The organism is Corallococcus sp. AB011P (assembly GCF_003611605.1).
In the GTDB taxonomy this organism is placed as follows: Bacteria; Myxococcota; Myxococcia; order Myxococcales; family Myxococcaceae; genus Corallococcus; species Corallococcus coralloides.
This window is the reverse complement of record NZ_RAVX01000013.1, coordinates 120,324-132,649: the sequence shown is the minus strand read 5'-3', so window position 1 is coordinate 132,649 and position 12,326 is coordinate 120,324. Positions and strand designations below refer to the sequence as shown.

Annotated in this window: 5 protein-coding genes; 2 read left to right on the top strand and 3 right to left on the bottom strand. The window is 71.5% G+C overall.

Annotation, left to right across the window (positions count from 1 at the left end; genetic code table 11):
* Positions 1 to 46 precede the first annotated feature (46 nt).
* Positions 47 to 1,636, bottom strand: coding sequence for a glycoside hydrolase family 57 protein (locus D7X30_RS27695; protein WP_120565975.1), 1,590 nt, complete (start codon positions 1,634 to 1,636; stop codon positions 47 to 49).
* Between the two features lie 26 nt (positions 1,637 to 1,662).
* On the bottom strand, positions 1,663 to 4,185 hold the full coding sequence (locus tag D7X30_RS27690) for a DUF4912 domain-containing protein (protein ID WP_147443335.1): 2,523 nt from the start codon (positions 4,183 to 4,185) through the stop codon (positions 1,663 to 1,665).
* 135 nt (positions 4,186 to 4,320) lie between these two features.
* On the opposite strand from D7X30_RS27690, the gene D7X30_RS27685 reads away from it, so the two are divergent.
* On the top strand, positions 4,321 to 7,143 hold the full coding sequence (locus D7X30_RS27685) for a glycosyltransferase family 4 protein (protein ID WP_120565973.1): 2,823 nt from the start codon (positions 4,321 to 4,323) through the stop codon (positions 7,141 to 7,143).
* Between the two features lie 99 nt (positions 7,144 to 7,242).
* The gene (locus tag D7X30_RS27680; protein ID WP_120566063.1) at positions 7,243 to 11,835 is read left to right on the top strand and encodes a response regulator; all 4,593 of its coding nucleotides are present in this window, start codon (positions 7,243 to 7,245) and stop codon (positions 11,833 to 11,835) included.
* 125 nt (positions 11,836 to 11,960) lie between these two features.
* Here D7X30_RS27680 and D7X30_RS27675 read toward each other — a convergent pair whose 3' ends face one another.
* Entirely contained in the window at positions 11,961 to 12,188 is a 228-nt protein-coding gene (locus tag D7X30_RS27675) for a hypothetical protein (protein WP_120565972.1), read from the bottom strand.
* Between the last annotated feature and the right edge of the window lie 138 nt (positions 12,189 to 12,326).

Below are 12,326 nucleotides of genomic sequence, written 5' to 3'. Positions count from 1 at the left end.
GTGACGGAAGGTGAACCCCCAGCCCGGCCGCCTGTTCCCGGACCGCTCAACCGGGCCGGTAGACGCGGTAGTCCAGCTCGGGGAACAGGTTGTTGCGGCCTTCGACATGGGACAGCCACGACTCGTCGACGGTTCCGGCGCGCACCTGGTCGTGCAGGCGCAGGAAGCGCTGCAGGTGCTCCTTCGTGCGGCGCACGGCGTAGTCCACCATGGTGCCGGTCTTCATGATGAAGGCCCAGTCGGAGGCCTGCGCCAGCAGCAGCTCGCGCGCGGCCTGGTTCAGCGCCCGGCGCTTGAGGGACGACGCGTCCGGGAAGTCCCGGGCCAGCTCCACCATCTGCCGCGCGGCGTGGTTCAAGTGCCGGTAGATCCAGTCGTTGGTCCCGTCCAGCCACATGTTCGCGTAGCCGCCCGCACCCCAGGAGGACAGGGGCGGCGTGGCCACCTGGTTCTCCGGGTGCTCGCGCAGGTCGTCCAGCGGGCTGATGAGCGTGAAGCGGCTGGGGTTGCGCGCGGCCTGGCGGATGAGGGCGTCGATGAAGTGGGGACCCTCGAACCACCAGTGGCCGAAGAGCTCCGCGTCATAGGGCGCGACGACCACGGGCTTGCGGCCGCCCATGCGCGACGCGAGGTATTCGAACTGGCGCTCGCGGTTGAAGAGGAAGTTGCCCGCGTGGACCCAGGCGCGCTCGCGGGCGGCGGCCGGGTCGTAGGGCTGCTTGTCGTTCGTCTTGCCGGTGATGCGGAAGTACTTGAAGCCGGTGTTCTTGCGGTCGCCGGTGGGCTGGATGAAGGGCCGGATGTAGTCCAGGTCCAGGTCCCAGCCGATGTCCCGGTAGAACTCGCGGTAGACGGGGTCACCGGGGTAGCCGTGCTCGGTGCTCCAGACCTGCTGGCTGCTCTCCGGGTCGCGCGCGAAGGCGGCCACGCCGGGCTCGGTGAAGATGGGCGCGTAGGGGCCGTGCAGCGGGCGGGGCGTGGCGTCCGTGAGCGCGTGCGTGTCCGCGAAGAAGTAGCGGATGCGCTCGGCGGAGAGGATGCGCTCCAGGCCCGGGTAGTAGCCGCACTCGGCCAGCCAGATGCCGGCGGGGTCGCGGCCGAAGTTCTGGCGGTAGTGGTTCGCCGCCACCGTCACCTGCGCGCGCACGGCCTCCGGCGTCTGCTGCATGAGCGGCAGGAAGCCGTGGGTCGCGTTGCAGGTGAGGATGTCCAGGTGGCCGGAGTCCTGGAGCCTGCGGAACGCGGCCACCAGGTCGCGCCGGTAGTGGTTGTGGTACGCGAGCCGCAGCGATTCGAAGTGGTCGCGGTGGAAGACGGCCAGCGGGTGGAAGGTGGGGTCGTCCCGGGTGCGGTGCACCTCGCGGGCGCCCAGCTCGCAGAGCGAATCCAGCCGCCGGGCATAGCGCTCCCGCAGCAGGTCGTCGTTGAGCATCGACACGAGCGTGGGCGAGAGTGTCATCGTCACCCGGAAGGGGACGCGGTCCTCGACCAGTCTGTCGAACACGCGAAGCAGCGGCAGGTACGTCTCGGAGATGGCTTCGTAGAGCCAGTCCTCTTCGAGGAAGTCTTCGTACTCGGGGTGGCGGACGAACGGCAGGTGCGCGTGAAGGACCAGCGCGAGGGAGCCCAGGCTCATAGGTCGGTCGGAGAGGCCGTGCGGGTTCACTTCCGTCCACGGCGCGAGGGCCGGGACTTGGCGGAGGACTTGGAGCCCGAGGGCTTGGGCTCCGGTGGTTTCTGGGCCGCCTTCGGAGGCGCGGCGGGTGGGGACTTCACGGCGTCCGCCTTCGCGGGCGGAGTGCTCGGAGCCTCGGCCTTCGTGGAGGCAGGGCTCGGAGCCGCGGGGCCTTCCACCTTCGCGGGCGAGGGGCTCGCGGGCACGGCGGCCGGTGCGGCCCGTCGCGAGGTCTCGGCGGCCTCACGGGCCCTGTCGAGGGCACGCTGTTCGGACGCGGACGGACCCCGCGACACGCTCAAGGCCCACGGGTCCGTGGGAGGCTCGGGCTCCGTGGGCCGCCACGAATCCGTGGAGGCTGCTTCCTGTGCTGATGGACCCGAGGGGAACGAACCCTCGGCCTCCACCGGAGCCGATGTCGCGGCGGGACGCGTAGACGAGAGGTCCCGCGCTTCGAGCACGTCCCCCCGTGAACGCGGTGACTCCGGGGACCAGGCATCCGAGCCCCCGGCCGCACGCGACGCGCCGGGCTGATCCGATGCGCCCGTCGCGCGATCCGCGGAGAGGTAGCGCTGATCCGAAGCCCCTGCCGCCCGAGGCACCGTCAGGTATTGCTGATCCGACGCGCCCGCCGCGCGATCCACGGACAGGTAGCGCTGATCCGAAGCGCCCGCTGCACGTGGCACGGTGAGGTACTGCTGGTCCGACGCGCCCGTCGCGCGATCCACGGACAGATAGCGTTGGTCCGAAGCCCCAGCCGCGCGAGGCACGGTCAGATACCGCTGATCCGAAGCGCCCGCGGCACGAGGCACGCTCAAGTACTGCTGGTCCGCAGTCCCCGGCGCACGTGGCACCCCTACAGTCCCCTGCCCTCCCGCCACGTACCGCTGGTCCGAAGCGCCCGGTGCACGCGGCACCTCCAGATAGCGGTACTCCGAAACACCGCCCGGCAGCAGCGCCTGCCCGTACCGCTGATCCGAAGCGGCCGGCGCGCGCGGCACCTCCAGGTACGGAGTGCCCACCACGTCTCCACCGTACCGCTGATCCGAAGCACCCGGTGCGCGCGGGACTTCCAGATACGGAGACGCCACGTCGTAGCGCTGGTCCGAAGCGCCCGGAGCCAGCTCCACGGCCAGATAGCGCTGATCCGACGCCCCGGGAGCGCGAGACGGGGCCAGCACCGCGCCCTCACCGAGCGTCGCCTCCCCTACGCGCGAATACTGCTGGTCCGACGCCCCCGGCGCGCGCGGCGCGCTCTCCAGATACGTCTCTTCCGCGTAGCGCTGGTCCGAAGCCCCAGGGACGCGCGGCGCATCGACATAGGCCTCGGTGCGCTCGCGGTGGACCTCCGGCACGTCCACCACTCCGGCGCTCCCCGGCAACTGCACCCGGCGCCAGGTGACGTATTCGCGCTCCTCCACCCGAGGGACTCGCGCGGACGCCGCCGTGGGGACGGCTTCGCGCGACCGGTCCACCACCGGCGGAGGCGGCATGCGCAGGAACCGGATGGACGTGTCCGCCGACGGCCCCGCGGGCGGCAGCGTGGCCCGATTGGACGAATGTCCAATGCGGCGCGACCGCCCATCCGAACCGACGAAGTGCGCCTCCACCCGGTACGTGCGCCCGGGCGTCATGCCCTGCAGATAGAAGCTGCGCGACTCCAGCGCGAAGTCCACCTCGCGCGACACGCCCTCGCCATCGAACACCTTCATCACCGCGCGCGGCGCCGGCAGGTCGTCCAGCGCCCGGCTCCGGCTCGCGTCGCTGAAGTCCCAGAAGACGAAGAGCGTGTGCGGATCCCTCGCGAGCAGCACCATCGCGTCGTCCTGGTAGTCCAGGGGCAGCATGGCTAGGTGCTCGTTCCGCTCGGGCGACGCGTCCGCCGGAGGAAGGCGCGGCGCCTGCTCCTCCAGAAGGTGATGGCGGCGCGCCTCCTTCTCCCCCGCCATCTTCGTCACGAAGAACCCCTCCACCAGGGGCTCGGCGGCATGCGGCGGCTCGCTCGCGGGCGAGGGCTTCGCGGCGGCGGGCAGGTCCCCCTTGGGAGAGCTCGACGGGCGCGGCGTGGGTGCTTCCGGCGCCAGGGGCACCGTGTCCTCGTCGTCCGGGTCGCGGCGATCCTTCACTCGGGCGGGGAACGTCACCACGCGCGCGGGCCGCGTCTTGGGGCCGCCGCTGGGCTCCGTGATGGGCTCCTCGGAAAGTTCTCGTGCCTGCGGCGCGGCGGTGCTTTCGGGGGGAGGCAGGGGCACGGACTCGGACGTCGGGCCCTTGGCGGAGCGGGAATCCGCCGGGCCGGAATCCAGGGCCCGCTCCTCGCCGCCCACGTCACCCGAGCCGCGCCGGGACGTCGTCAGGCCGGCCATGCGCGCGAGCCGCCCCAGGGCGGGAATGCGCTCGGCCAGCGAGGTGACCAGCTCCCGCCCGCGGGACGCGCCAGCTCCCTCCCGGAGGTATTTCCGGGCCAGCTGCCGCAGGTAGCTCACGGTGACGCCCTTCCGCTCATCCATGGACACCTCGCCTCGTTATGACGCGGCATACAGGGGGTCAACGCATCCGTCACGGGATGTGTTGTTCCGCCGACCCCCTTCTTCATCCGTCACGCCCGATGACACCTCACCCCGGTCCAAGTATCCTGCGACCGCTTGAGCGACCTGCCCAGACTTCTCCTGTGCAGCTTTGACGTCATCCCCGGCCCGTCTGGCTCCTCACGCCGACTGACCGAGTATCTGAAGGCGTTGCCTGATCGCTTCTCCGTGGTGGTGCTGTCGGCGAAGACGCCCGACCACTCCCATATCGAGAAGTACCAGGGCGCCCGGCTGCTCCGCGTCCCGGTAGGCTCCGGGGACCTGGCGTCGCGCATCCAGTCCTTTGAACGGGCCGTGCGCCGCCAGCTCGAAAGCGAGGACTACGCCCTCGCCCACTTCACGGACCCCTTCGGCGGGTACGCGCTGTGCGAGCTGAAGGCGGACTACGGCTACCGCCTCATCTATGAGGCGCAGACGTTCCCGTCCCAGGAGCTGCGCTACACCCATCCCCAGACGGACGGCGACCGCCGCTTCCTGTCGAAGATCCGCCGCCAGGAGCTGTTCTGCCTGATGAACGCGGACCTCGTCGTCACCGGCTCGCAGACGACGCGCGCGTTCATCCAGGGGCTGGGCGCGGCGGAGGACCAGCTGCGCACGATTCGCGCGCCCGTGGACCTGAAGCCGTACGACCCGGAGGTGCTCGGCGCCCCGGACGGTTCGCCCCTTAGAATGATGTACCTGGGCAGCCACGTGGGTTGGCAGGGCCTGCCCACCCTCTTGCGCGCCACCGCGCTCGCGGCCCAGCAGGTGGACGTGCGCCTGACGCTGGTGGGTGCGCACCATCCGGACTGGAAGCCCCACCTGGAGGACCTGGTCAACGACCTGGGCATCAAGGAGAAGGTCGACTTCCAGCCGCCTGTCGCGCACGACGATCTGGTGAAGGTGCTGGCGCTGGCGGACGTGGGCGTGCTGCCGCTGGACGACTCGGAGCGCAACCGGCTCCAGGGCGGACCGCTGGCCAAGGTCTCTGAGTACCTGGCCGCCGGCCGGCCGGTCATCGCCGCGGACCTGCCCGTCACCCGCGAGCTGATTCCGAAGGACGCGGCCATCTTCTTCCCTCCGGGCGACGCCCGCGCCCTCTCCGAGCGCATCCTGGACCTGGCGCGCGACGTGCCCCGCCGCGTGGCGCTGGGCAAGGCCGGGCGCGCGTTCGCGGAGAAGGTGCTGGACGCGGGCCTCATCCGGGGCCAGCTGCTGGACCTTTACGACTCGCTGCTGGAGAAGCGCGGCCACATCCCGGTCGAAGCCGCCAGCGAGCCGCCCGACGTCACGATGACGGGCACGCCCACGAACCGGCTCGCGAGCCTGGGCATGCCGGAGGCGTCCCAGCCCGCGCCGGCGCCCAAGCCGCCCGCGAAGCCCGCCGCCCAGGCCGGGTCCGACGAAGCCGACCCGCCCCCCGCGAAGGATGGCGCGGAGGACGCGCCCGTGGTGATGGGCATGGCCCTGGACGACGGGATGGACACCCGGCTGGTCAAGACCGAGCCGGACATGCGGCCGGACGAAGTGCCCATGGTCATGGGCCTGCCGCTGCGCGAGTCCGCCATGGCCGCTCCGGCCCCCGCGAGCAGGGAAGCCACTCCGCCTCCGGAGCCCGCGGCCAAGACGACCGACGACACCGCGAAGACGACGCTCCCCTCCGCCCCCGCGAAGGACCCGGAGCCGGAACCGCTGGGAGGCCGTGGCGCGGAGCCGCCTCCGCCCACGGAGATGGTGACGAGTCCGCTGGTGAAGGCCCTCGGCTTGAAGGAGGTCAGCGGGGACGACGCCGGGGATTCGGACGAGGAGTCCCGAGCCTCCGAGGATGGCTCCTCCGGAGCGACGGCGGTGGTGCGCCGGCCGGTGGAAGTGGACGAAGACGACACGAGCACGCCGGCCCCCACGCCCGTCGTGCGCAGGCCCGCCTCCGAGGATGAGGCCCCCGCGCCCACGCCCGTCGTGCGCAGGCCCGCCTCCGAGGATGAGGCCCCCGCGCCCACGCCCGTCGTGCGTCGGCCCCTGCCGGAAGACGAACCTCCCGCGGCCACGCCCATCGTGCGCCGTCCCACCTCCCTCACGGAGGACGACGAGCGCGCGCCCACGCCCGTCGTGCGCCGGGCCGGGGTCATGCGTGAGGAGGAAGAGGCCCCCGCGCCCACGCCCATCGTGCCCATGCGCTCGTTGCTGACCGGGGCGCGAAGCACGGGCGCCGGCCGTGCACAGCGGCCGCAGGACTCCGCTCCCTCCGAACCCCCGCGTCTCTTCCCCACTCACTCTCCCATGGCCGACGCGGACAAACCGCCCATCCGTGGCGGCCTCGCCGCGGATCCAGGCCGGCCCGCCTCCCGCCCTCCGGTGCTCGCGGAGTCCGACAAGCCGCCCATCCGCGGAGGCTCCGTCTCCGATGCGGACCGCCCGCCGCAGCTGCCGCCCCGCGCCGCCGCGCCGCCGCCTGTTCCGCGCCAGGGACCGCCCCGGCTGATCCCCACGCCGCCCGTGCTGAAGCCCTCCGTGTCACCCGACGACGAGCCGGAGGAGATCGCCGCCGACGAGGCCCAGTCCCTGGACGACGACGCCGGGAACACGCCCGCCAACGCCAGCGCGGCGCTGGACGAGGCGGAGGAGATCGCCGCCGACGAGGTCCACGACGCGGACTCGCTCGACGTGGAGGCCGCGGACGCCGAGGAGGCCGTGGATGAAGGGCCTCCGCCCGCGCCGCCCGACTCCACCCTCAACCCGTGGTTCGCCCAGCTCGCGCACGGGTACTGTCCCCCCGAGGGCGCCCGCTTCGCCCGGCCCACCCCGCCCACCAACTTCCCGGGGCGGGATCCGGAAGCAGGCGCGTCCCCCGGGTCGGTCCCGCCTGTCGGGCAGGGAGCGGTTCGCGGCAAGAACTCGTGAGGCAGCCGACCGAGCGCTGCTCGGAAACTTCCCAAGCCTTGCGCCCGCCCGATAGGATGTGGCGGTTTTCACTGCACTTTTTGCTGGGTGAAGGGCTTCATGGAGCGTCGCGTCCTCATCGTCGAAAGCCAGAACGACTTCGCACTCAGCATGGCCTCCGTGCTCAAGAGCGCGGGCTACAACACGGCCATGGCCACCACTGCGTCAGATGCGCAGCGGGAATTGGAGAAGCGCCGACCGGACCTCGTCGTCGTGCGCGCGGAGCTGCCGGACCAGTCCGGCTTCGCCCTCTGTGGGCAGATCAAGAAGGGCAAGTGGGGCCAGAACCTGAAGGTCCTCCTGCTCTCCTCCGACTCCGGCGTGGAGGGCCTGAACAAACACCGTGAGACGCCGGCCGCCGCGGACGGCTACCTCGTCATCCCGTTCGAAATGGGCGAGCTCGCCTCCATGAGCGCGGGCATCGTGCCGCCCGGCTCCGACGACTCGGACGCGGACCTGGACGCCGCGCTGTCCGGCGCCCCGCGGGAAGCCCCGCCGCCCATGCCGGGCGTGCGCACGGGCGCCCCGCCCAAGCTGCCCAAGCGCGAGCGCCGCAGCGCCATGACGGACGACGACAAGGCCTTCATGGACCGGGCCTTCTCGTCCATCGCGGACCGCAAGGCGGAGCTGCTGGCGGAATCGCGTCAGCTCAAGCGCCCGCCCCCGCGCCGCGAGCTGATGGGCACGCCCGAGGGCAAGGTCCAGATCCTCCGGGATGAATTGAAGACGCGCGAAGCCCAGCTCGCGCGCCTGTCCGAAATCTGGAGCGTCCGCGAGCGCGAGCTGCTCTCCGTCGAGGACCGCCTCCACGAGAAGGACGTGGAGCTGCAGGGCCTGAAGATGCAGGTGGACGACCTGCTCAGGCGCTTCAACGACGCGCAGCAGTCCATCGTCCAGAAGGAGCGCGAGCACGGCGCCACCGTCGACGACCTGCTCCTCCAGAAGTTCTCCTCGGAGAAGGACCTCATCGAGGTCGTCGCCTCCAAGGAGAAGGACATCAACGTCCTGCGCAAGGAGGTCAACCTCCGCGACGAGGAGCTGGCCCGGCGCGGCGCGGACCTGGAGAGCTGGCGCAACGAGTTCGACAAGCTGGAGAAGCACCTCGGCGTCGTCACGCTGGAGTTCGAGGTCAAGGAGCAGAAGCTCCAGGACACCGTCCGCGCCAACGAGGCGGACATCCTCCAGCTGCGCGAGCGCGGCGATCAGTTCGAGTCCGAGCTGTCCCGCACCGTCAGCGAGCGCGACCAGCGCTACGCCGAACTGGACGGCGAGCTGCAGGCCCTCCAGGAGCGGCTGACGCAGACGGAGCAGGAGCGCGACGCCACCGTGCGCGGCCTGGAGGCCCGGTCCACCACGGCGGAGGAGCACGCCAGCCGCTCGGACGCGGAGATTGAGCGCCTCAACGCCGAGCGCGCCGCCCTGGAGCAGCGCCTCACGCAGCAGGTGGCGGACCTGGAGTCCGACATCGCGCGCGTCACCGGCGAGCGCGACCAACTCCGGCTGGACAAGGACGCCCTGGAGGCGGACCTCACGCAGCGCGTGGAGGAGCGGGACGGGAAGATCTCCGCGCTCGACCGCGAGCTGCAGGAGGCCATCGCCCGCAACGAGAACAGCGAGGCGGAGCTCAACGCCACCATCCAGCAGCACCGCGAGCGCATCGGTGAGCTGGAAGGCGAAGTCGAGGCCGTCAAGACGCACCTGGAGGACCGCGAGAATGAGCTGAACGCGGAGCTCCAGGCGCTGCAGCAGGCCAAGGACGCGCTGGAGCAGGACCTCACCAGCCAGCTGGAGGACCTGCGCGCGGCGAAGGACGCCCTGGAGGCGGACCTCAACGGTCAGATTCAAGCGCTCACCGAGCAACTGGACGCGTCCCAGCGCCAGGGTGAACAGCTCTCCGCGCGAGTGGCCTCGCTCGAGGACACCGTCGCCCAGCGCGACAGCACCATCGAGGGCCTGCAGACCGACGTCTCCGACCGCGACGCCCGCATCGCCGAGCTGACCGGCAACCTGGAGGCCACGAGCCAGCAGCTCTCCGAGACGCAGGGCACGCTCTCCAGCACGGAAGCCACCCTCGCGGAGACGCGCGGCGAGCTGGAGGCCACCAGCCAGCAGCTCTCCGAGACGCAGGGCACGCTCTCCAACACGGAGGCCACCCTCTCCGAGACGCGCGGCGAGCTGGAGGCCACCAGCCAGCAGCTCTCCGAGACGCAGACGCGCCTGGCGCAGACGGAGGAGACGCTCTCCACCACGCGCGGCGAGCTGGAGGCCACCAGCCAGACGCTGGCCACCACCGAGGCGACCCTCGCGGACACGCAGGGCACGCTGGCGCGCACGGAGGCCACGCTCGCCGACACGCAGGCGACCCTCTCCAGCACCGAAGGCTCGCTGGCGGAGACGCGCGGCGAGCTGGAGGCCACCAGCCAGACGCTGGCGGACACGCAGTCCAAGCTCGCGCAGACGGAGGAGACTCTCTCCACCACGCGTGGCGAGCTCGAAGCCACCAGCCAGACCCTCGCCGACACGCAGGCCACGCTCTCCAGCACGGAGGGCACGCTCTCCGAGACGCGCGGCGAGCTGGAGGCCACCAGCCAGACGCTGACGGAGACGCAGTCCAAGCTCGCGCAGACGGAAGGGACGCTCGCGTCCACCCAGGGCGAGCTGGAGGCCACCAGCCAGACGCTGGCCACCACCGAGGCGACGCTCGCCCAGACGCAGGACACGCTGGCGCGCACGGAAGGCACGCTCGCCGACACGCAGGCGACGCTGTCCAGCACGGAAGGCACGCTCGCGGAGACGCGCGGTGAGCTGGAGGCCACCAGCCAGACGCTGACGCAGACCCAGGACACCCTGGAGTCGACGCGCGCCGACCTGGCGAAGGTGACCTCGCACCGCGACGAACTGGACGCGGAGCTCAACGAGACGCGCGACATCCTGCAGGAGACCAACGGCCTCCTCGCCCGCACCACCGAGGAGCGCGACGCGCGCATCGCGGAGCTGGCGGCGCTCAACGCGGCGAAGGACGCGCTGGAGCAGGACCTCACCGGCCAGATTGGCCAGCTGCGCGCGGACCTGTCGGAGACGCAGGGGCTCTACGACGCGGAGCGCACCGCCCACGCGGCGCTCGCGGAGGAGACCACCGCGCGCATCAACGCCCTCACCGGCGAGCGCGACAACCTGTTCGCGGAGCTGAACGCCACGTCGCAGCAGCTGGCCGACACGCAGGGCCAGCTCGCCAGCACCCAGGACACACTGGCCCGCGAGGAGCAGACCCACGCGCAGTCCCGCCAGGCCGCCGCCAGCGCCCAGGCGGAGCTCACGCGCCAGCTCACCGAGGCCCAGGCCAACGGCGAGGACCTGGCCGAACAGCTCATCGTCACCAAGCACGAGCTGGGCACGCGCGTGTCGGAAGTCACGCAGCTGTCCTCCAAGCTCGCGCAGACGGAGGACGCGCGGCACGACCTGGAGGACCGCCTCCAGACGCTCACCCACGAGTCGCAGCGCCGTGAGGAGCTCCTCCAGAACGAGGTCGACACCAAGGGCAAGGAGCTGTCGGACACGCTCCGCAAGCTCACGCACGTGACGCAGGAGAAGATGCGTCAGGCGGAGGTGCTCAACCGCGAGGTCTCCACCCGCACGGAGCAGGTGAAGCAGCTGGAAGGCCAGCTGGAGCAGCAGGCCTCCGAGGCGAAGAAGCAGGCGGACGCGCTCAACCAGCAGGTCGCCAACGTCTCCGGCGAGCTGGACGGGGCGCGTAAGGCCATCGCCGACCGCGACGGACAGCTGCAGCAGGCCTCGCAGCAGCAGAAGAAGCTCACCAGCGAGCGCGACGGACTGGCCGGGCAGCTCCAGCAGGCCCAGGCCCAGGCGCAAACGCAGGCCCAGCAGGCCCAGGCCGCCGCCGCCGAGGCGAAGAAGCAGTCGGACGACCTGTCCGCGAAGCTCGCGAAGGCGGACCAGCGCATCGCCCAGCTCTCCCAGGAGGCCCAGAAGTTCGCCGCCGACACGGAGGCGAAGCTCAAGGACGCCCAGACCCAGCTGCAGACCCGCACCAAGAAGGCCCAGGACCTGGAGCTGGCGCTGGAGAACGCCCAGAGCACCCGCGCCCGCGCGGAGAAGGACCTCAACGCCCGCGTCGCCGCGGCGGAGACCAAGGCCAACGAGGCGGCCGCCAGGCTCGCCACGGCGCAGAAGGAGCGCAAGGACCTGGAGGCCCGTCAGGCCAAGGAGCTGGAGGACCTCAACACCAAGCAGAAGGCGGAGCTCGAGCGCCGCGAGGCCATCAAGGCGCAGGAAGTCGCCCGCCTCCAGACGTCCGTCCAGGAGAAGAGCAAGGCGCTCAAGGTCGCCGAGCTGGAGCTGGCCCGCTACAAGACCAAGGCCCCGGCCGCCGCCCCCGCCGCGAAGGCCGGCGCCAAGGCCACGGAGGAGGAGCACCTGGCCGCCACCGTCCAGGCGAACCCGGTCATCCCGGCCGCCGCCAAGCCCCCGGCCAAGGCCGCCGCCAAGCCCGCCGCGAAGAAGGCCGCTGCCGCGCCCACCCCCGTCCCCGTGGACGAGGAGGCCCCGGAGCGCACCATGGTGATGCAGCTGCCCACCGCCCCTGAAGCCGGCGAGGACGACTGGACGGCGCTCGTCGACGAGCTCGACAAGTAGCCCGCACCCCGGCCCTCCCCTCACCCGGGAGGGCCCACCGCCGGAAACCCGGCGGAAACGACAAGGGCCCGCGCACTCCATGGAGTGCCGGGCCCTTCGTCCATCTCAAGGCTGTCCCGCGACGGTTAAAGCGCCGTGGCCGCCTTCGCCTCACGGATGAGGTCCCGGAAGTGCAGCGCGCCCACCACGTCCCGCACCACCGACACCGGACGGCCCTCTTCCAGCGCCAGCGCCTGCGCCTGCCGCCACCGCTCCAGCAGCGTCCGCGTCGCGATGTACGCCAGCACGAGGGGGAAGCCCCCCGGCATCACCACCACCAACACCGCCATCGCCAGCTTCAGCCACGCCCACATGACCCGCGACCTCGTCGTCCTGAGATACGCCCGCATAGATGCACGGTGCATGCCCGCGGTGCGAAAATAATTACGCACCCTGATTCCGCAGGGTTACAGCTCCCAAGCTCCTCAAGAGTGCGGACGGCGCCCCCACAA

Coding starts and splice junctions, on each gene's coding strand:
- D7X30_RS27695 (WP_120565975.1), bottom strand. CDS start 1,636: ATGAGCCTGGGCTCCCTCGCGCTGGTCCTTCACGCGCACCTGCCGTTC.
- D7X30_RS27690 (WP_147443335.1), bottom strand. CDS start 4,185: ATGGATGAGCGGAAGGGCGTCACCGTGAGCTACCTGCGGCAGCTGGCC.
- D7X30_RS27680 (WP_120566063.1), top strand. CDS start 7,243: ATGGAGCGTCGCGTCCTCATCGTCGAAAGCCAGAACGACTTCGCACTC.
- D7X30_RS27675 (WP_120565972.1), bottom strand. CDS start 12,188: ATGTGGGCGTGGCTGAAGCTGGCGATGGCGGTGTTGGTGGTGGTGATG.